This is a genomic window from Kitasatospora atroaurantiaca, from assembly GCF_007828955.1.
GTDB lineage: Bacteria > Actinomycetota > Actinomycetes > Streptomycetales > Streptomycetaceae > Kitasatospora > Kitasatospora atroaurantiaca.
Window position 1 is genome coordinate 3,063,141 of record NZ_VIVR01000001.1, and the last position, 16,949, is coordinate 3,080,089.

Here is a 16,949-nt window from a genome sequence, read left to right on the forward strand (position 1 = left end):
TCGATTACGTCCGTCGACTGAGCCGACGAGCGGCTTAGAAGTCGAGCCCGGCCTCGCGGGCAGCGTCCGCCAGGGCGGCGATGCGCCCGGCGTAGCGGTTGCCTGCGCGGTCGAAGACGACCGACTCGATGCCGGCGGCCTTGGCGCGCTCGGCGACCAGGCTCCCGACCTTCTTGGCCAGCTCGGTCTTGTCGCCCTCGGTGCCCTTGATGGACACGTCGAGGGTGGACGCCGACGCCAGGGTGTGACCCTTGGCGTCGTCGATGACCTGGGCGACCATGTGGCGGTTCGAGCGCGTCACAACGAGGCGCGGACGCACCTCGGTGCCAACGACGCGCTTGCGAACGCGGATCGCGCGGCGCTTGCGGGCGGCGTTCTTGTAGCCGTTGCCCTTGCCGATCTTGACAGAGACAGTCATGGCTTACTTACCACTCTTTCCGACCTTGCGGCGGATGACCTCGCCCGCGTACTTGACGCCCTTGGCCTTGTACGGGTCAGGCTTACGCAGCTTGCGGATCTTGGCCGAAACCTCGCCGACCAGCTGCTTGTCGATCCCGTCCACGTGGAACTTGGTGGGCGACTCGACCACGAAGGAGATGCCCTCCGGGGCCTCGATCAGGATCGGGTGGCTGTAGCCGAGCTGGAACTCCATCGAGGAGCCCTTCGCAGCGACTCGGTAACCAACACCGCTGATCTCCAGCGACTTGCGGTAGCCCGCGGTCACGCCGGTGATCATGTTCGCCACCAGCGTGCGGGAAAGGCCGTGAAGGGCCTTCGACAGACGCTCGTCGTTGGGGCGGGTGACGAGCAGGGTGCCGTCCTCGCCCTTGCCGATCTCGATCGGCGCGGCGACAACGTGGGTGAGGGACCCCTTCGGGCCCTTCACCGAGACCGCCTGGCCATCGATGGTGACGTCCACGCCGGCGGGAACCGGGATGGGCAGCCGTCCAATGCGCGACATTGCTGTACCTCCGTTTCCCGAATTACCAGACGTAGGCGAGAACTTCTCCGCCTACGCCCTTCTTGGCGGCCTGCTTGTCGGTCAGGAGGCCGGAGGACGTGGAGATGATCGCCACGCCCAGGCCGCCGAGAACCTTCGGCAGGTTGGTGGACTTTGCGTAAACGCGCAGACCCGGCTTGCTGATGCGCTTGATGCCGGCGATGGAGCGCTCACGGTTGGGACCGAACTTGAGCTCGATGGTCAGCTTCTTGCCGACCTCGCCCTCAACCGGCTCCTCAACCTTCCAGGAGGAGATGTACCCCTCCTGCTGCAGGATCTCGGCGACGTGCGCCTTGATCTTGCTAGCCGGCATCGCCACGGTGTCGTGGTACGCCGAGTTCGCGTTACGCAGACGCGTGAGCATGTCTGCGATGGGGTCGGTCATGGTCATGATGGCCTCAGGCCTCTCTCGCCGTGGTTTCTCCGCGCCAGGTCCCCCCGCCGCACTCGAGGAGTGCGGGCAGGGGCACAGACGCAGGGGACCTGCGGCGTTAGTAAGACTGGGTGCGAGCCCTTCCAAAAAAGGGCCGCGTGCATCCATGGAGATGCCGCGGCAGGGGGCCCGACCCCACTACCTTACGGGAATCCCTTCGGGAACCCAAAAGTAGGGGGCCGGGCACCTCTGCTTCGCTTGTGCAGTGACGGGAACTGCCTGGATTACCAGGAGCTCTTGGTCACGCCCGGCAGCTCGCCGCGGTGCGCCATCTCACGGAGGCACACACGGCACAGGCCGAACTTGCGGTACACCGAGTGCGGACGGCCGCAGCGCTGGCACCGGGTGTAGGCCCGGACGCCGAACTTCGGCTTACGCTCGGCCTTCGCGATGAGGGACTTCTTCGCCATGTGCGGCTCACGCCTCCTTGAACGGGAAGCCCAGAGCGCGCAGGAGCGCCCGGCCCTCGTCGTCGGTCTGAGCGGTGGTCACGACGGTGATGTCCATACCGCGCTGACGGTCGACCTTGTCCTGGTCGATCTCGTGGAACATAACCTGCTCGGTCAGACCGAAGGTGTAGTTGCCACGGCCGTCGAACTGCTTGGGCGAGAGGCCGCGGAAGTCACGGATACGCGGCAGAGCCAGCGTCACCAGACGGTCCACGAACTCCCACATGCGGTCACCACGGAGGGTGACGTGGGTGCCGATCGGCTGGCCCTCACGCAGCTTGAACTGCGCGATGGACTTGCGAGCCTTCGTCACCGCCGGCTTCTGGCCGGTGATGGCGGTGAGGTCGCGGATCGCGCCCTCGATCAGCTTGCTGTCACGGGCGGCCTCGCCGACACCCATGTTGACCACGACCTTGACCAGGCCGGGGATCAGCATGACGTTCTCGTACGAGAACTGCTCCTGCAGCTGACCCTTGATCTCGGAGTTGTAACGCTCCTTGAGACGGGGGGCCACCTTCTCAACAGTCGTCTCAGACATCAGATGTCCTCACCGGTTCGCTTGGCAACGCGGATCTTGTTGCCCTCGTCGTCGAAGCGGTAGCCAACGCGGGTGACGACCTTCTTGCCGTCCTTCTCCACGACCAGCTGGACGTTGGAGACGTGCACCGGGGCCTCGACGGTGACAATGCCACCCTGAGTGCCCGGGCCCGGCTTGGTGTGCTTCTTGACCCGGTTGACACCCTCGACCAGGACCTTGTTCTCGGCGGGCATGGCCTGGATGACCTTGCCCTGCTTGCCGCGGTCCTTGCCGGTGATGACCTGGACCAGGTCACCCTTCTTGATCTTCATGCTGTTCGCCATGGTTAGAGCACCTCCGGCGCCAGCGAGATGATCTTCATGAACTTCTTGTCGCGCAGCTCGCGGCCCACCGGGCCGAAGATGCGGGTGCCACGGGGGTCACCCTCGGTGTTCTTGAGGACGACGGCGGCGTTCTCGTCGAAGCGGATGTACGAGCCATCCGGGCGACGACGCTCCTTGACGGTGCGAACGATGACGCACTTGACGACGTCACCCTTCTTCACCGAACCACCGGGGATCGCGTCCTTGACGGTCGCGACGATGACGTCCCCGATACCGGCGTAGCGGCGACCGGAGCCACCGAGAACACGGATGCAAAGGATCTCCTTGGCACCAGTGTTGTCGGCGACACGCAGTCGCGACTCCTGCTGGATCACAGCTTTCTCCTGATCGTCAACGAGAGTCGACGGGCCGGCCGCTGCTCACACCGGCGTCCCTGCGGGACCTGGTGCACATACGGCCGTACCACATCGGCTTCGTTACTTGGCCTTCTCGAGGATCTCGACGACGCGCCAGCGCTTCGTCGCGGACAGCGGGCGGGTCTCCATGAGGAGAACCCGGTCGCCCACGCCGCAGGCGTTCTGCTCGTCGTGCGCCTTCAGCTTGTTCGTACGGCGGATGACCTTGCCGTACAGAGCGTGCTTGACGCGGTCCTCGACGGCGACGACGACGGTCTTGTCCATCTTGTCGCTGACGACGAGACCCTCACGGGTCTTGCGGAAACCGCGCGTCTCGTTGGTGTTCTCAGTCATCAGGCGTTCTCCACCGTCTCGATGCCCAGCTCGCGCTCGCGCATCAGGGTGTAGATCCGCGCGATGTCCTTCCGGACGAGCTTGAGCCGTCCGTGGTTGTCGAGCTGCCCGGTCGCCGCCTGGAAGCGGAGGTTGAACAGCTCCTCCTTGGCCTCGCGGAGCTTGGCAACGAGGGCCTCGTTGTCCAGCTCACGAAGCTCAGCAGCCTTGGTGCCGGCCGACATCAGCTCTCACCTGCCTCGCGCCGGACAATCCGGCACTTCATCGGGAGCTTGTGAGCAGCGCGGGTGAGCGCCTCACGAGCCACCTTCTCGTTGGGGTACGACAGCTCGAACATGACCCGACCCGGGTGCACGTTCGCGATCCACCACTCCGGCGAACCCTTACCGGAACCCATGCGGGTCTCGGCCGGCTTCTTGGTGAGCGGGCGGTCCGGGTAGATGTTGATCCAGACCTTGCCACCACGGCGGATGTGACGGGTGATCGCGATACGAGCGGACTCGATCTGACGGTTCGTCACGTAGGCCGGGGTCACGGCCTGGATGCCGTACTCGCCGAACGCGAGCTCGGTGCCACCCTTGGCAGCGCCACGCCGCTTGGGGTGGTGCTGCTTACGGTGCTTGACCCTACGAGGGATCAGCATGAGGTCAGGCCTCCGTTCCAGTGTTCTCGGCAGCCGGCGCCTCGGTCACCGGGGCCGAAGCCTCGGTGCCCTGCGGACGACGGCCGCGGCCACCGCGCTCGCCGCCACGGGCACCGCGCTCGCCGCCACGCGCGGGGCGGGCGTCGGAGCGGGCCGGACGGTTGCCCGAGCGGGCAGCGGCGTTCTCAGCGCGGACCTCGGCGATGTTCTTGACGTCGCCCTTGTAGATCCAGACCTTCACGCCGATGCGGCCGAAGGTGGTCTTGGCCTCGAAGAAGCCGTAGTCGACGTTCGCACGAAGGGTGTGCAGCGGCACACGACCCTCGCGGTAGAACTCCGAACGGCTCATCTCGGCGCCGCCGAGACGACCGGAGCACTGGACCTTGATGCCCTTGGCGCCGGACTTCATGGTGCCCTGCATCGACTTGCGCATGGCACGGCGGAACGACACGCGGGAGGACAGCTGCTCCGCGACGCCCTGAGCCACGAGCTGGGCGTCCAGCTCGGGGTTCTTGACCTCGAGGATGTTCAGCTGGACCTGCTTGCCGGTCAGCTTCTCGAGGTCGCCGCGGATGCGGTCGGCCTCGGTGCCACGGCGACCGATGACGATGCCGGGGCGAGCGGTGTGGATGTCGACGCGGACGCGGTCGCGGGTGCGCTCGATCTCAACCTTCGAGATGCCGGCACGCTCCATGCCCTTCGTCATCATGCGACGAATGGCAACGTCTTCCTTGACGTAGTCCTTGTACAGCTTGTCGGCGTACCAGCGGGACTTGAAGTCCGTGCTGATGCCGAGGCGGAACCCGTGCGGGTTAACCTTCTGGCCCATTACCGGGTCCCTTCCTTGCTGCTGACGACCACGGTGATGTGGCTGGTCCGCTTGCGGATCCGGTAGGCACGGCCCTGAGCACGCGGACGGAACCGCTTCAGGGTCGGACCCTCGTCAACGTACGCCTCGGAGATGACGAGGTCGTCCACGTTGTTGTGGTTGTAGTTGTGCGCGGCGTTGGCAATGGCGCTGTCGAGCACCTTGCCGACCGGCACGGTGGCTGCCTGCGGAGCGAAACGCAGGACGGCCTGGGCCTCCGTGGCACTCATGCCACGGATGAGGTCCACCACGCGGCGGGCCTTCATGGGCGTGACGCGGATGTACCGCGCCTGGGCCCTGGCTTCCATGGTTGTCCCCTTGCTGGTGTAAGTCATTGAGTCGGTACTTCGCTGGCGACTAGCGACGCTTCGACTTGCGGTCGTCCTTGACGTGACCGCGGAAGGTACGCGTCGGCGCGAACTCGCCGAGCTTGTGGCCGACCATCGACTCGGTGACGAACACCGGGACGTGCTTGCGGCCATCGTGAACCGCGATCGTGTGACCGAGCATGCTCGGGCTGATCACGGAACGACGGGACCAGGTCTTGATGACGTTCTGGGTACCCGCCTCGTTCTGAGCGTCCACCTTCTTGATGAGGTGGCCGTCGATGAAGGGGCCCTTCTTGAGACTGCGCGGCATCTGACCTGCTCCTAGCGCTTCTTGTTGGTCTTGCGGCGGCGCACGATGAGAGCGTCCGAAGCCTTGCCGGGCTTACGGGTGCGACCCTCCTTCTTGCCCCACGGCGAAACCGGGTGGCGACCACCGGAGGTCTTGCCCTCACCACCACCGTGCGGGTGGTCGATCGGGTTCATGGCCACACCACGCACGGTCGGGCGGACGCCCTTCCAGCGCATACGGCCGGCCTTGCCCCAGTTGATGTTCGACTGCTCGGCGTTGCCGACCTCGCCGACGGTCGCGCGGCAGCGCGCGTCCACCAGGCGGATCTCACCGGAGGGCATGCGCAGGTGCGCCATGCGACCCTCACGGGCGAGCAGCTGGATACCGGCACCGGCGGAGCGGGCCAGCTTGGCACCGCCACCCGGACGCAGCTCCACAGCGTGGATGACGGTACCCACCGGGATGTTGCGCAGGGGCAGGTTGTTGCCCGGCTTGATGTCGGCCGTGGGGCCGTTCTCAATCCGGTCACCCTGACCGAGCTTCGCGGGGGCGATGATGTAGCGCTTCTCGCCGTCCGCGTAGTGCAGGAGCGCGATGCGCGCGGTGCGGTTGGGGTCGTACTCGATGTGCGCGACCTTGGCCGGCACGCCGTCCTTGTCGTGACGACGGAAGTCGATCACGCGGTAGGCGCGCTTGTGACCGCCACCCTGGTGGCGAGCAGTGACACGACCGGCGTTGTTACGGCCGCCCTTGCTGTGCAGGGGGCGAACCAGCGACTTCTCCGGCGTGGACCGCGTGATTTCTACGAAGTCGGCCACGCTGGAGCCACGACGGCCCGGCGTAGTCGGCTTGTACTTGCGGATGCCCATTTGGCTCTCTCGTCCTCGTCCTTAACGACGATCCGTCTCTCCGTCAGGAGGAGACCGGACCACCGAAGATGTCGATGCGGTTGCCCTCAGCCAGCGTCACGATGGCGCGCTTGGTGTCCTTGCGCTTGCCAAAGCCCGTCTTGGAGCGCTTGCGCTTGCCCTGACGGTTGAGCGTGTTGACGGACTCGACCTTGACCGAGAAGACCGCCTCGACGGCCTGCTTGATCTGGGTCTTGTTGGCACCGGGCGACACGACGAACGTGTACTTGTTCTCGTCGAGGAGCGAGTAGCTCTTCTCGGAGATGACCGGCTTCACCAGGACGTCACGGGGGTCCGTGAACGTCTTGCTCGTGATCTCTGCAGCCATCAGGCGGCGCTCCCTTCGAGCTCGCCCTCAGCAGCCACAGCCTTGGCGGACGCGGCGGGACCCGCCACGAAACGCTCGAAAGCAGCCTGGGTGAAGACCACATCGTCGGAGACGAGCACGTCGTAGGTGTTCAGCTGACCGGCGTCCAGGATGTGCACGTTCGGCAGGTTGCGAGCGGACTTGAGGCCCAGCTCGTCCGCACGCTCGACGACCAGAAGGACGTTCTTGCGGTCGGTGATCTTGCCGAACAGACCCTTGGCGGCCTTGGTCGACGGCGCCTCGGTCGCAACAACGTCGGTGATGACGTGGATGCGGTTGTGGCGGGCCCGGTCGGTGAGCGCACCGCGGAGAGCGGCGGCGATCATCTTCTTCGGGGTCCGCTGCGAGTAGTCGCGCGGCACGGGACCGTGCACAACGCCACCGCCGGCGAACTGCGGCGCACGGGTCGAGCCCTGACGGGCGCGGCCGGTGCCCTTCTGACGGTACGGCTTCTTGCCGCCACCGCGGACCTCGCCACGAGTCTTGGTCTTGTGGGTGCCCTGACGGGCCGCAGCGAGCTGCGCCACGACGACCTGGTGCATCAGCGGAACGCTGACCTTCGCGTCGAAGATCTCGGCCGGAAGCTCGAGGCTGCCGGTCTTGTCGCCAGCCGGCGACAGGATGTCAATGGTGCTCATTTCCTCACAGCCCCTTCGCCGCGGTGCGGACGAGGACGAGGCCGCCGTTCGGGCCCGGGATTGCGCCCTTGATGAGCAGCAGGCCCTTCTCCGCGTCAACGGCGTGCACGGTCAGGTTCTGGGTGGTCACGCGCTCGTGGCCCATCCGACCCGCCATACGCATGCCCTTGAACACGCGGCCCGGGGTGGCGCAGCCACCGATGGAACCGGGCGAACGGTGCTTGCGCTGGGTGCCGTGACCGGCGCCGAGGCCCTTGAAGTTGTGACGCTTCATGACACCGGCGAAGCCCTTGCCCTTGGAGGTGCCGGTCACGTCGACCTTGACACCCGCCTCGAACAGCTCAGCGGTGATCTCCTGGCCGAGGGTGTACTCGGACGCGTCCGAGGTACGCAGCTCGACCAGGTGGCGGCGCGGGGTGACACCGGCCTTGGCGAAGTGGCCCGCGAGGGGCTTGTTCACCTTGCGGGGGTCGATCTCGCCGAAGCCGATCTGCACGGCGTCGTAGCCGCTCGCGCTGTCGGCGGTGTGAACCTGGGTCACGACATTGGGCCCGGCCTTGACGACGGTCACCGGCACGATCCGGTTGTTCTCGTCCCAGACCTGGGTCATGCCGAGCTTCTCGCCCAGGATGCCCTTAATCTGCTTTGCCATCTTCGTCGCGCCTCTCAGAGCTTGATCTCGATGTCGACGCCGGCCGGAAGGTCGAGGCGCATCAGCGAGTCAACGGTCTTCGGGGTCGGGTCGAGGATGTCGATCAGACGCTTGTGAGTGCGCATCTCGAAGTGCTCGCGCGAGTCCTTGTACTTGTGCGGCGAGCGGATGACGCAGTACACGTTCTTCTCAGTGGGCAGCGGCACCGGGCCCGCGACCTGCGCACCAGTGCGAATGACCGTCTCGACGATCTTCTTCGCCGAGGAGTCAATCACCTCGTGGTCGTAGGCCTTGAGCCGGATGCGGATCTTCTGTCCCGCCATGGCTACTCAGTAGTCCTTTGTGTCGTCTGCTGCTTCTACTGCCGGAGTCGGCCGGGTGGCTTGGTCCGGTGGCGCCCCTGGGTGGTTACTCTCGCGGTTTCCCTCCGACCCACGCGGTCGGGCGTGTCGCCGTCTCGCTTGCAAAAAATCCGACAAGAGGTTCCCCTCCTGCGGACTTCCCACTGGATCGGTGAGGTCTTGCACCCACCAGGCGCCGGGTCGAGGCCCCGCCCACGCTTCCCGGAAGATTCCCGTACGTCCGCCCCGCAGCTGCCGCGGTGTCGACTACACACCACTGCATTCACACAAAGCACGTGAACACATGAACGGCCATCACGGGAACGACGAGTACATGGGACTCGCTTCCGGTCCTCCCGGCGGGAGGCGCGCAGCATCGGCACTCAACCGAGCAACTTGGCTATCTTGCCATACCGGGCATGCCGGACGCCAATCGGGGGCGCAAGAGCGTACCCACGGGCGGGCAGCTGTCAAACCGAGCGCGGCACGGGACATGGCGCGCTCCCTCGCGGCACACTTTCGAGTGAGGCACATCTCGTTCCGCGCATGAGCACCCGCGCCGCTGCCTACGGTGAGTGACGGCTGCGCGCACCAGGACCGACCGAGGAGGACGCGCCATGGCCGCCATGCCATCCATCGAGCAGCCGAACGCGGGGCTGTCCAGGTCCGCGGAGGACGAGCTCCTCGACGCCTTCCTGAACCTCTCCACCCCGGCCGGCTTCCGCGCCGAACTCATCGAGGGGGAGATCGTCGTGACCCCGCCGCCGGACGGCAACCACGAAGCGGCCTTCGCGATCATCAGCAAGCAGCTCTACCGGATGTCGCGTGACGAGGTCCACGTCAGCGGCGCCAAGGGGCTCATCACCCCACGGGGGCGCTTCATCCCGGACGGCACCGTCGGCCACGAGGGCCTCTTCGACGACCAGGAGCCGTGGATGCCGGCTGCGGGCGTGCTCCTGGTCTTCGAGATCACGTCCAGCCGGCCGTCGACCGACCGCGAGGCCAAGCGCCTCGGCTACGCCGCCGCCGGCATCCCGCTCTATCTCCTCGTCGACCGCACGGACGGCGCGCTCACGCTGTTCTCCTCGCCGGAGAACGGCGACTACCGCGACCTGAACCGGGTGTCCTTCGGCAAGCCGCTGGAGCTTCCGGCGCCGTTCGCGTTCACGCTTGACTCGGCCCTCCTTGGCTGACGGCGCGTCGCATACTGCGAGGTCCGCGACGGCGCCTGGACCGCCGAGCTCGCCGGTGGCATCCTCAAGAGCTGGCCTGCAAAAGACCACCGCATACCCAGGGGAATGCGGTGGTCTCGCCATAATTCTATGACCCGATGTGGATCTCCCGGATATCACATCTCGAGGTTTCTACGTATAACCGTTCAGATAGACGTCCACGAGGCCATTTTTCGCATCACCGATGAGAAGTCGGAACCGGACTTCCGGGTCTTTCCCCTTTGGCTCAACGCTTCTCGGGTTCGCCACCTTCGAAAGATCCCAGGGCTGTAGCTCGCGCCCTGACTCCGAAAAAGCTCCAAGCCCTGGCATCAAATGCCTTGAGATGAGATCCCCCGGTTTGATCACAATGACATCCAATCCCGCCCGGGCGCCAAGCGGCCTGGCCGCGCTTCGGTCCTCGATCGCAATGAATTGGCTATCAAGCCACTCGTTCACCATGTTTGAAGAACCCGTAAATCTCAAGGCGACATTCACGTCAAGGAGAGAGGAGTCGAGGCATTCCGCTCCGGAGGCGCCGTGTGGAACGGAAATCGAAGCATGCTTCTCCAGCTTGCGACACGCATCGAGGGAGTCGGTGTGAACCGCCGAGCGAGGCGCCGACGAGCACGATGACAGGACGGTAATAGCCAGAGCAAGTCCGAGCAGACTCAAGGCGTCATCAGACCTGCCGAAATTGTTGAGATAACTCAGGCTTCTCCACTGCATAGGAGCTCCAGAATTGAGGGCTGGATTTGACCTCATGAACCTAGGGAATCCTAGCGAGGTCAGGACGATTGAGGGATGATGGGAAATCATACGTCGTCATATAGTCATCCGCCTCAATCTGGGCTTTAGCCAGGGCTACGACCTGCTGCGCAGATTCGGTCCTGCGCAGCATCGCCGGGATGGTGTCAACCCTCAGATCAGTCCCGATGGTCTTCGGCGGAAGGTGCGCCATCACCTCGTGAGCAATCCCGATCGCGGTCTCATTGTTAGCCAAATCGGCCAGATGGTCCGTAGTTTCCGCGATCGAGTTCCATGCCTCATGGGCATCTGCGAAATATTCGGATACCTCAGATCCCATCTCCACCTCCATCTCAGCGCGCCAGATGAAGTGTCGAAACGCGTTTCTCCTCCCAGGGTGAGCGGTTTCAATTTCGTTTGTTATCACGCCACTAGAAGTCTCCAACGCCCACGTACTGATGTCTTTATAGTCTTTACATCCCACCGGATGCTCAACACACGCCATGGGGCGTGTTCGGTGACGTCAAGGCGGCGACCGCGTCCAACCCCGGCACAGTGGTGAGCATCGCAATGGCCGGCGTCGACGCCGGGGCGGCCAACCATATGCAGTTCGTGGCCGTGAACAGCGCAGGGACGATCTACCACAGTGTGCGCAAGACGACCGGCTCATGGACCACGATGGGCAACGTCACCACCTACGTTCAGGGCACCCTTTACGGGACCCCCAAGTCGGTCATCGCCGCAGGCGACTGACCTGCACCGAACGGAGACACCAGTGGGCCGCGGCTGCTGAGCCGCGGCCCACTGGGCTGCCATTCAGGAGAGGTATCAGATCTCCGAGCGGCGGAGCGCGAAGAGGACGTTGTTGCGCTTCGGGGGGACGCGGGTTTCGCAGACGACCGAGAGCCCCGGCAGGGCGCGGGTGATGACGGCGAGCAGCTGGTCGCGGTCGGCGAAGTCGACGTTCTTGTCGCCGGAGACGTAGCGGTCGGCCGTGTATGCCATCAGGTGGGCGAAGTCGGAGCGGCGCTCCCACTCCTTCACTATCAGGGTGCCGCCCGGGGCAAGGAGGGCCTCGGCGTCGCGGAGGAGCGCGTCGCGCTGGGCCGCCGGCACGTGGTGCAGGACGTCCACGACCAGGACGAGGTCGAAGAGGGCCGGGCCCTCGGCGCGCAGGTCGTGAGAGTAGACGGAGCGGAACTCTGCGCGGTTACGGTCGCCGCGGAAGAGCCGGCCCGGGTTGTCCATCACGTCGATGCCGACGTACTCGGCGTCCGGCAGCGCACCGACCAGCCGTTCGGCGACGGCGCCGTCACCGCAGCCGATCTCCAGGATGCGCTTGGGCTTGCTGAGGCTCAGCAGCGTGGTGGCGAGGCTGTCGAGGTCTATGAACACCGACCGGTAGAGCTCAGCCGCGGGTATCTCGTACTTACCGAGCCGACGGCGGACGACGGTGGTGATTCCCATGCGATCTCTCCGAGACGTACGGCGTGCTCCTGTCGACGGAAGTCTGACAGCCGGGCGACGGACCGCTTTCAGCGGGGGTGATGCGACAGCCAACCAGTTGACCAGAGATCAACGGACCGTTATTGCATGACTACCAGACGGAGCGGCCGTGATAGTTTCGCGGCGCCGTCCGATCGAACGAAGAGACGGCGGGGGGAGCAGTACATGGGGAAGAAGCCGGCAGGATCCGGCAGCCTCGCCGGCGCGTGGTCGCAACGCAACGGCTTCGGCGCCCTCCGGCTCCTGCTGGCGCTGGCCGTCATCGCCTCGCACTCGTTTCCACTCGGATTCGGCAGGCCGAACATGGGTGCGGCTGCGACCAGAGGGCAGACGGATGTCGGCACGCTGGCTGTGTGCGGTTTCTTCGTGCTGTCCGGGCTGCTGATAACCCGCAGCGGGCGGCGCCTCGGTGTCGGCCGCTTCCTCTGGCACCGAGCACTGCGAATACTTCCCGGGCTGTGGTGCTGCCTGCTGGTGACCGCGCTAGTCGTGGCACCGCTGGTGGCATGGCACGAGGGACGGGATCTCTCCGCCTGGTGGTCGCGCCCCGACGGGCCATGGAGTTACCTGGCAGCCAACTGGACCGTGACGGTCCACCAGTACGGGATTGGCGGACTGCTCGCTGGGAATCCGCACCCGGGGGCGTTCAACGGCTCGATCTGGTCTCTGAGTTACGAAGTGCTCGCGTATCTGGGCGTGGCCCTGCTAGCCGCACTCGGCGTGCTCCGACGGGCTCGCTGGGTAGTCCTGCTGCTTGCCATGAGCGGGGTCGCGCTGCTGACGCAGCAGGCCGTTCGGTACGACGGGCTGCGCGCACCGACCTACGCGGCACACGGCGAGTTGTTCACCCTGCCGGTCTTCGGTACCGGAAACACGGCTCAGTTGGTCCCTCTCTTCTTCATGTTCTCGCTCGGCGCGCTGGCCGAACTGTTCCGCGAGCGCTTCCCGATCAACCGGTTCGCCGCTGGCGTCGCTGCCGGCGTGCTTCTGCTGTCCCTACGTCTCGGTGGCTTCACCCTCGTCGGGCTCCCCGCTGTCGCGTATCTCCTGATCTGGTCCGCCGTCCGGATGCCCACGCTCCTGTGCCGCATCGGGGCCAAGAACGACTACTCGTACGGCCTGTACATCTACGCCTTCGTCGCACAGCAGGTCCTCACCGACCTCGGCGTCAGTCGCTGGGGCTACTTGCCCTACTTCGTCCTCTCCACGCTCTGCGCGATGGGAGCCGCCGTCCTCTCCTGGTATCTCGTCGAGGCTCCGGCACTACGACTCAAGAACGTGCTGACGCCTCGGCGCGGCGAACCTGTGCGTGAGCCCCAGCCCGAGGAGGAGAGAAGGCGTAGCCCGAGGATGCGCTGCACGAGTTCGTCGCCGGCAGGCGGGCAGTGCTCTTCCGCAGTGCTTTCCTGCCGTGCGGGGGGCCGGGGCGAGGCAGAGGGCCTCGTCCGGTCGAGACCAGAATGATCGGTCAGGAGGTGCGGATCGGCTCGGCCTCGGGCTGCGCCGAGACCGCAGGCGTACGCAGCGCGGCGCGGCGCAGGGCCCAGACCATGACGAGCGCGGTGGCGGCGGTGCCCGCAGTGAAGGCCACCGTGACGCGGGTGGCGACGTCGCCCGGCAGCGTGGTCACCCCGCACAGGACGGCCGTGCCGACGAGCCAGGAGGCGAGTTGTGCGCGGTGGCGGTGCTGCACGATCAGCGCCTGACCGAGGACCTGGGCCAGCAGGTAGCAGAGCGTGCCGAGCGAGAGCCAGAGGAAGTCGAGGTGTGTCAGTACATCGGGTGCCGCGAACAGGATCCGGATCAGCCAGGGTCCGATCAGCACGGCGGGGATACCACCGCAGACGGACAGCAGGGTGACCGCCAGGCAGGCCTTGCGGAGCATCCGCACGAAGCCGGCGTGGTCTCCGGCTGCGGCGACACTGCTGAGGCCGGAGAGCAGTGAGGCCTGCAGCGCGGCGAAGACGAAGAGCGGCACCCTGGCCAGGACCAGGGCGTTGAGCAGCGCCGCTACGAGGGCCACCTCGGTGGGCGCGAGCAGCTGCGTGCTCATCACCACGGCGTTGACCATCATCTGAGCCAGCAGCGTGGAGCCGATCAGCGGCCCGAAGCCGCGCAGCAGGTCGGGCCAGCTGATCGGCGGGCCCGGCAGGGAGGCGCGCACCGTGGTCGGCAGGGTGACCGCGAAGGCGATCAGCGGGGCCACCGCCAGGATCAGGCTGAAGGCGAGGGCCGAGTGGAGCCCGGCGGCACCGCAGGCGAGCGCCAGCAGTATCCGCAGACCACCGTCGATGGCCAGCTGAGCTCCGTAGGCGTTGAACCGACCCAGGCCTGCGAGCACGCCACGGGTCATGAACGTCAGGGCAAGCCCGATGAAGGCGCCCCCGAGTGCCCAGACCAGCTGCAGACTCCCGTGGAAGAAGCGGTCTGCCACCAACCGTTCGAAAAGGGCCAGCAGACCCACCACCACGGCCAGGAATCCAGCGGTCAGCACGGCCGCACGGCGCAGGACCGGCGCGGCCCCGTCGCCGTGCACGGCACGGGCCGCGACGATCCGGGTGAGCTCCTGTTCCAGCGGGAAGAAGAGCCCCATCCCCACGGACATCACTATCGTCCAGAGGACGGAGACCCCGGCCATGTCGGCGGTCGAGAGGCTGTGACCCGCCACCGCCAAGTGAACGTACGAGGCGGCGCCGAGCACGACGGTGCCGGCCGCGACGAGCTTGGTACCGGGCGGCAGGGCCTTGCCGATTGTGGCCAGGGGGTTCATGGTTCGGGCTTCCAAGCGTCAGCGGGTGCCGGTGGCGTGCCTGAGCATCGCGGACACGCCGGAGCGGCCGGCGTGCCGGGCGGCGCCGGGGAGCAGGGTGAGGGCGTGCAGCCGGGAGGACAGGTGCAGCCGGGAGACCTTGGCGGCCTGCGGCCAGCCGAAGGCGGCGAGCCGGTCTGCGGTCTCCAGGAAGAAGCGCTTGGCCTCCTCGAAGCGGTGCCCGGTGAACGCCTTGGCCGAGGACTCGCTCTCGGCGTGGCGGCGGTAGCTGAAGCAGACCTCGGGGGTGGTGGCCAGGGTCTCCCCCGCCACCAGCAGGTCGATGACCAGCGCAAGGTCCTGGATCACGCCCAGGTCGGCACGGAATCCGAAGCGCCGGACGGCCTCGGTGCGCCAGCAGATGGAGGGGAAGTAGAGCCAGTTGCCGCGCAGCAGGCTGACGGCGAGCTCCTCCCCGCCGAGCAGGGCGCGGCCCGGCCCCTTGGGGGCGTACAGCTTGCGCTTGGTGCGGTCGGCCAGGGTGTCGTACGGCAGGCCGTCGCTGCCGATCACCTCTACGCCGGGCTGGATCATCGCGGCCTTGGGCTCACGGTCCGCCGTCGCCCGGACGACGGACAGGTAGTCGGCGTGCATCAGGTCGTCGCAGCCCATCAGCACGAGGTACTCGTACTCGGCGAGCTCCAGGCAGCGGTTGAAGTTGCCGGTGACGCCGAGGTTCTGCTCGTTGCGGAAGTAGCGGACCCGGGGGTCGTCGAGGGCGGCGAACCACTCGGGAACGCCGGGCTCGCGGCCGTCGTCGACAACGGTGAGGCGCCAGTCGTCGCCGTCCTGGGCGAGGACACTGCGGACGGCGTCCTGCATCAGCCGGACGTCGCCGTAGTAGGGCAGCATGATCTCGAAGCGTGACATGAACGGCCCCTACGGCTTGGTGGCGAACTGCCGGAGGCGGGTCTGCTCGGAGTACGCGATGTAGGAGGGCGATCCCGGAGCCAGGTCCCGGAGTTCCTGCGGCATCCGGCGGATTATGGCGAGCAGCAGCACCAGACCGGCCCGGACCAGGTAGATCATGGCCTTCACCGGCGAGGCGCTCGGCCGCCCGGTGGTGCGGGCGCGCATGGCGACCGGGACCTGGCGGACCGTGAAGCCGCAGCGGGCCGCTCCGACCAGGCTCTCCACCGTGTCGCCGAGGTACTCGACGGGGTACCAGCGGGCGAAGAACTCGATCAGCGGCCGGTTGCAGGCACGGAAACCCGAGGTGGTGTCGGTGAGCCGGGTCCGGGTGATCCGGGAGAGGACGAGGGAGAGCAGCTTCATGGCCCACTTGCGCGGGCCACGGACCTTGTAGTCGCCCTCGCCGTCGAAGCGGCCGCCGATCACCAGGTCCGCCTCGGCGAGGCGCTCCAGCAGTGCGGGGACGTACGCGGGGTCGTGCTGGCCGTCCGCGTCGATCTGGACCGCGATGTCGTAGCCGTGCTGCTGCGCGTAGCGGTAGCCGAGGCGCATCGCGCCGCCGACACCCAGGTTGAACGGCAGCCGGGCGACGGCCGAACCGGCGGCGGCGGCCACCTCGGCGGTGCGGTCGGTGGAGCCGTCGTCGACCACGAGGGTGTCCACGTACGGCAGTTGCTGCTTGATCTCACCGAGGACGGCCGGCAGGCCGTCGGCCTCGTTCCAGGCCGGGAGGATGATCAGGACGCGACGCCCGTCGTTCACGAGCGGACCTCTCCTTCGCCGGCGGCCACTGCCTGAACGGGCGCCTCTGGGGTCGGCATGCCACCGTGCTGGGCGAGGTGGGCACGGATCAGCGCCACGTCCTCGGCCAGTGTCCGGGTCTCCGCCTCCAGGCGGCTCGCCTCCCAGCTGAGGTGGAGGCTGACCATGAGCACGAGTACGAAGCCCGCGAACAGGACGAGACTCACCCCGGACGCCACACCCAGCCGACGCGCGGTGGAGTCGAGCAGGTCGGGGAAGAACCCGAGCGGCGCGATGACCAGCCCGATGCTCAGCCAGATCGCGGCGTACTTCTCGCGGAGCTGCTGCCTGCGCAACAGCTCCAGGATGTAGGCGAGCACCACGATGCCGGTGATCGAGGTGAGGAAGGAGAGTTGCACAGCGGGTGGGCGCCTTCCGTGCGCGGGGGTCCTCGTGGAGACCAACAGCCTAGGGCAGCTGCGGGTGACGCCACGGA

At 66.6% G+C, this 16,949-nt stretch carries 28 protein-coding genes; 3 read left to right on the top strand and 25 right to left on the bottom strand.

The window, feature by feature from the left end; genetic code table 11:
• Positions 1-34 precede the first annotated feature (34 nt).
• The 18 genes from rplR to rpsJ form a co-directional block, all read right to left on the bottom strand.
• The gene (gene rplR, locus FB465_RS14015) at positions 35-418 is read right to left on the bottom strand and encodes a 50S ribosomal protein L18 (RefSeq protein ID WP_145790768.1); all 384 of its coding nucleotides are present in this window, start codon (positions 416-418) and stop codon (positions 35-37) included.
• Between the two features lie 3 nt (positions 419-421).
• Positions 422-961, bottom strand: a complete 540-nt coding sequence (rplF, locus tag FB465_RS14020; RefSeq protein ID WP_057231316.1) for a 50S ribosomal protein L6 — start codon at positions 959-961, stop codon at positions 422-424.
• A 22-nt stretch (positions 962-983) separates the two neighbouring features.
• Positions 984-1,391 carry a 30S ribosomal protein S8 gene (gene rpsH, locus FB465_RS14025; RefSeq protein WP_145790770.1) on the bottom strand — a complete coding sequence of 136 codons (408 nt, stop codon included), beginning with the start codon at positions 1,389-1,391 and terminating at the stop codon, positions 984-986.
• Positions 1,392-1,657: 266 nt separating this feature from the next.
• Positions 1,658-1,843 (bottom strand): type Z 30S ribosomal protein S14, encoded by a 186-nt coding sequence (locus tag FB465_RS14030; RefSeq protein WP_030393303.1) that lies wholly within the window; start codon positions 1,841-1,843, stop codon positions 1,658-1,660.
• A 7-nt stretch (positions 1,844-1,850) separates the two neighbouring features.
• Complete coding sequence (gene rplE / locus FB465_RS14035; RefSeq protein ID WP_145790772.1) at positions 1,851-2,420, bottom strand: 50S ribosomal protein L5; 570 nt, start codon at positions 2,418-2,420, stop codon at positions 1,851-1,853.
• Positions 2,420-2,731: a 50S ribosomal protein L24 gene (gene rplX / locus FB465_RS14040; protein ID WP_030055828.1), complete on the bottom strand. Its 312-nt coding sequence runs from the start codon at positions 2,729-2,731 to the stop codon at positions 2,420-2,422. The genes rplE and rplX overlap by 1 nt, the downstream gene beginning before the upstream one ends.
• Positions 2,732-2,745: 14 nt before the next feature.
• The gene (rplN, locus tag FB465_RS14045) at positions 2,746-3,117 is read right to left on the bottom strand and encodes a 50S ribosomal protein L14 (RefSeq protein WP_145790774.1); all 372 of its coding nucleotides are present in this window, start codon (positions 3,115-3,117) and stop codon (positions 2,746-2,748) included.
• Positions 3,118-3,219: 102 nt separating this feature from the next.
• On the bottom strand, positions 3,220-3,492 hold the full coding sequence (gene rpsQ, locus FB465_RS14050) for a 30S ribosomal protein S17 (protein WP_014136278.1): 273 nt from the start codon (positions 3,490-3,492) through the stop codon (positions 3,220-3,222).
• Positions 3,492-3,716 carry a 50S ribosomal protein L29 gene (gene rpmC / locus FB465_RS14055; protein WP_045305889.1) on the bottom strand — a complete coding sequence of 75 codons (225 nt, stop codon included), beginning with the start codon at positions 3,714-3,716 and terminating at the stop codon, positions 3,492-3,494. The genes rpsQ and rpmC overlap by 1 nt, the downstream gene beginning before the upstream one ends.
• Positions 3,716-4,135 (bottom strand): 50S ribosomal protein L16, encoded by a 420-nt coding sequence (rplP, locus tag FB465_RS14060; protein WP_033824227.1) that lies wholly within the window; start codon positions 4,133-4,135, stop codon positions 3,716-3,718. Before rplP ends, rpmC begins: the two co-directional genes overlap by 1 nt.
• 4 nt (positions 4,136-4,139) lie before the next feature.
• Positions 4,140-4,964, bottom strand: a complete 825-nt coding sequence (gene rpsC / locus FB465_RS14065; RefSeq protein WP_145790775.1) for a 30S ribosomal protein S3 — start codon at positions 4,962-4,964, stop codon at positions 4,140-4,142.
• Complete coding sequence (gene rplV, locus FB465_RS14070; protein WP_145790777.1) at positions 4,964-5,311, bottom strand: 50S ribosomal protein L22; 348 nt, start codon at positions 5,309-5,311, stop codon at positions 4,964-4,966. Before rplV ends, rpsC begins: the two co-directional genes overlap by 1 nt.
• A gap of 49 nt (positions 5,312-5,360) precedes the next feature.
• The gene (rpsS, locus tag FB465_RS14075) at positions 5,361-5,642 is read right to left on the bottom strand and encodes a 30S ribosomal protein S19 (protein ID WP_035848164.1); all 282 of its coding nucleotides are present in this window, start codon (positions 5,640-5,642) and stop codon (positions 5,361-5,363) included.
• A gap of 11 nt (positions 5,643-5,653) precedes the next feature.
• Positions 5,654-6,490: a 50S ribosomal protein L2 gene (gene rplB / locus FB465_RS14080; protein WP_145790779.1), complete on the bottom strand. Its 837-nt coding sequence runs from the start codon at positions 6,488-6,490 to the stop codon at positions 5,654-5,656.
• A 43-nt stretch (positions 6,491-6,533) separates the two neighbouring features.
• Positions 6,534-6,857, bottom strand: a complete 324-nt coding sequence (gene rplW / locus FB465_RS14085) for a 50S ribosomal protein L23 (RefSeq protein WP_425461175.1) — start codon at positions 6,855-6,857, stop codon at positions 6,534-6,536.
• Positions 6,857-7,534, bottom strand: coding sequence for a 50S ribosomal protein L4 (gene rplD, locus FB465_RS14090; protein WP_145790783.1), 678 nt, complete (start codon positions 7,532-7,534; stop codon positions 6,857-6,859). The genes rplW and rplD overlap by 1 nt, the downstream gene beginning before the upstream one ends.
• Before the next feature lie 4 nt (positions 7,535-7,538).
• Positions 7,539-8,186, bottom strand: a complete 648-nt coding sequence (gene rplC / locus FB465_RS14095) for a 50S ribosomal protein L3 (RefSeq protein ID WP_033824234.1) — start codon at positions 8,184-8,186, stop codon at positions 7,539-7,541.
• Positions 8,187-8,200: 14 nt separating this feature from the next.
• Entirely contained in the window at positions 8,201-8,509 is a 309-nt protein-coding gene (rpsJ, locus tag FB465_RS14100) for a 30S ribosomal protein S10 (RefSeq protein WP_012785157.1), read from the bottom strand.
• A gap of 644 nt (positions 8,510-9,153) precedes the next feature.
• Here rpsJ and FB465_RS14105 point away from each other — a divergent pair.
• A complete protein-coding gene (locus tag FB465_RS14105) occupies positions 9,154-9,720 on the top strand; it encodes a Uma2 family endonuclease (RefSeq protein ID WP_145797341.1) in 567 nt (188 codons plus the stop codon).
• A gap of 171 nt (positions 9,721-9,891) precedes the next feature.
• On the opposite strand, the gene FB465_RS14110 is transcribed toward FB465_RS14105, so the two are convergent.
• Complete coding sequence (locus tag FB465_RS14110; RefSeq protein ID WP_145790785.1) at positions 9,892-10,467, bottom strand: hypothetical protein; 576 nt, start codon at positions 10,465-10,467, stop codon at positions 9,892-9,894.
• Between the two features lie 40 nt (positions 10,468-10,507).
• Complete coding sequence (locus tag FB465_RS14115) at positions 10,508-10,990, bottom strand: DUF6973 domain-containing protein (RefSeq protein ID WP_425461176.1); 483 nt, start codon at positions 10,988-10,990, stop codon at positions 10,508-10,510.
• A 5-nt stretch (positions 10,991-10,995) separates the two neighbouring features.
• Between FB465_RS14115 and FB465_RS14120 the strand changes: the two genes are divergently transcribed.
• Positions 10,996-11,238 carry a hypothetical protein gene (locus FB465_RS14120; protein WP_145790788.1) on the top strand — a complete coding sequence of 81 codons (243 nt, stop codon included), beginning with the start codon at positions 10,996-10,998 and terminating at the stop codon, positions 11,236-11,238.
• A gap of 75 nt (positions 11,239-11,313) precedes the next feature.
• Here the strand turns inward: FB465_RS14120 and FB465_RS14125 are convergent, their stop codons facing one another.
• Positions 11,314-11,952: a class I SAM-dependent methyltransferase gene (locus tag FB465_RS14125; protein WP_145790790.1), complete on the bottom strand. Its 639-nt coding sequence runs from the start codon at positions 11,950-11,952 to the stop codon at positions 11,314-11,316.
• Positions 11,953-12,156: 204 nt separating this feature from the next.
• On the opposite strand from FB465_RS14125, the gene FB465_RS14130 reads away from it, so the two are divergent.
• A complete protein-coding gene (locus FB465_RS14130) occupies positions 12,157-13,455 on the top strand; it encodes an acyltransferase family protein (RefSeq protein WP_170290581.1) in 1,299 nt (432 codons plus the stop codon).
• A gap of 4 nt (positions 13,456-13,459) precedes the next feature.
• Here the strand turns inward: FB465_RS14130 and FB465_RS14135 are convergent, their stop codons facing one another.
• The 4 genes from FB465_RS14135 to FB465_RS14150 are packed head-to-tail and all read right to left on the bottom strand — an operon-like array spanning position 13,460 to position 16,872.
• Positions 13,460-14,761 (bottom strand): lipopolysaccharide biosynthesis protein, encoded by a 1,302-nt coding sequence (locus tag FB465_RS14135; RefSeq protein ID WP_211785778.1) that lies wholly within the window; start codon positions 14,759-14,761, stop codon positions 13,460-13,462.
• An 18-nt stretch (positions 14,762-14,779) separates the two neighbouring features.
• On the bottom strand, positions 14,780-15,670 hold the full coding sequence (locus FB465_RS14140; RefSeq protein ID WP_145790794.1) for a glycosyltransferase family 2 protein: 891 nt from the start codon (positions 15,668-15,670) through the stop codon (positions 14,780-14,782).
• Between the two features lie 9 nt (positions 15,671-15,679).
• A complete protein-coding gene (locus FB465_RS14145) occupies positions 15,680-16,474 on the bottom strand; it encodes a glycosyltransferase family 2 protein (RefSeq protein WP_145790795.1) in 795 nt (264 codons plus the stop codon).
• Positions 16,471-16,872 (bottom strand): DUF2304 domain-containing protein, encoded by a 402-nt coding sequence (locus tag FB465_RS14150; protein ID WP_145790797.1) that lies wholly within the window; start codon positions 16,870-16,872, stop codon positions 16,471-16,473. Before FB465_RS14150 ends, FB465_RS14145 begins: the two co-directional genes overlap by 4 nt.
• Positions 16,873-16,949 lie beyond the last annotated feature (77 nt).

Coding starts and splice junctions, on each gene's coding strand:
- rplR (WP_145790768.1), bottom strand. CDS start 418: ATGACTGTCTCTGTCAAGATCGGCAAGGGCAACGGCTACAAGAACGCC.
- rplF (WP_057231316.1), bottom strand. CDS start 961: ATGTCGCGCATTGGACGGCTGCCCATCCCGGTTCCCGCCGGCGTGGAC.
- rpsH (WP_145790770.1), bottom strand. CDS start 1,391: ATGACCATGACCGACCCCATCGCAGACATGCTCACGCGTCTGCGTAAC.
- FB465_RS14030 (WP_030393303.1), bottom strand. CDS start 1,843: ATGGCGAAGAAGTCCCTCATCGCGAAGGCCGAGCGTAAGCCGAAGTTC.
- rplE (WP_145790772.1), bottom strand. CDS start 2,420: ATGTCTGAGACGACTGTTGAGAAGGTGGCCCCCCGTCTCAAGGAGCGT.
- rplX (WP_030055828.1), bottom strand. CDS start 2,731: ATGAAGATCAAGAAGGGTGACCTGGTCCAGGTCATCACCGGCAAGGAC.
- rpsQ (WP_014136278.1), bottom strand. CDS start 3,492: ATGACTGAGAACACCAACGAGACGCGCGGTTTCCGCAAGACCCGTGAG.
- rpmC (WP_045305889.1), bottom strand. CDS start 3,716: ATGTCGGCCGGCACCAAGGCTGCTGAGCTTCGTGAGCTGGACAACGAG.
- rplP (WP_033824227.1), bottom strand. CDS start 4,135: ATGCTGATCCCTCGTAGGGTCAAGCACCGTAAGCAGCACCACCCCAAG.
- rpsC (WP_145790775.1), bottom strand. CDS start 4,964: ATGGGCCAGAAGGTTAACCCGCACGGGTTCCGCCTCGGCATCAGCACG.
- rplV (WP_145790777.1), bottom strand. CDS start 5,311: ATGGAAGCCAGGGCCCAGGCGCGGTACATCCGCGTCACGCCCATGAAG.
- rpsS (WP_035848164.1), bottom strand. CDS start 5,642: ATGCCGCGCAGTCTCAAGAAGGGCCCCTTCATCGACGGCCACCTCATC.
- rplB (WP_145790779.1), bottom strand. CDS start 6,490: ATGGGCATCCGCAAGTACAAGCCGACTACGCCGGGCCGTCGTGGCTCC.
- rplW (WP_425461175.1), bottom strand. CDS start 6,857: ATGGCTGCAGAGATCACGAGCAAGACGTTCACGGACCCCCGTGACGTC.
- rplD (WP_145790783.1), bottom strand. CDS start 7,534: ATGAGCACCATTGACATCCTGTCGCCGGCTGGCGACAAGACCGGCAGC.
- rplC (WP_033824234.1), bottom strand. CDS start 8,186: ATGGCAAAGCAGATTAAGGGCATCCTGGGCGAGAAGCTCGGCATGACC.
- rpsJ (WP_012785157.1), bottom strand. CDS start 8,509: ATGGCGGGACAGAAGATCCGCATCCGGCTCAAGGCCTACGACCACGAG.
- FB465_RS14105 (WP_145797341.1), top strand. CDS start 9,154: ATGCCATCCATCGAGCAGCCGAACGCGGGGCTGTCCAGGTCCGCGGAG.
- FB465_RS14110 (WP_145790785.1), bottom strand. CDS start 10,467: ATGCAGTGGAGAAGCCTGAGTTATCTCAACAATTTCGGCAGGTCTGAT.
- FB465_RS14115 (WP_425461176.1), bottom strand. CDS start 10,990: ATGGCGTGTGTTGAGCATCCGGTGGGATGTAAAGACTATAAAGACATC.
- FB465_RS14125 (WP_145790790.1), bottom strand. CDS start 11,952: ATGGGAATCACCACCGTCGTCCGCCGTCGGCTCGGTAAGTACGAGATA.
- FB465_RS14130 (WP_170290581.1), top strand. CDS start 12,157: ATGGGGAAGAAGCCGGCAGGATCCGGCAGCCTCGCCGGCGCGTGGTCG.
- FB465_RS14135 (WP_211785778.1), bottom strand. CDS start 14,761: ATGAACCCCCTGGCCACAATCGGCAAGGCCCTGCCGCCCGGTACCAAG.
- FB465_RS14140 (WP_145790794.1), bottom strand. CDS start 15,670: ATGTCACGCTTCGAGATCATGCTGCCCTACTACGGCGACGTCCGGCTG.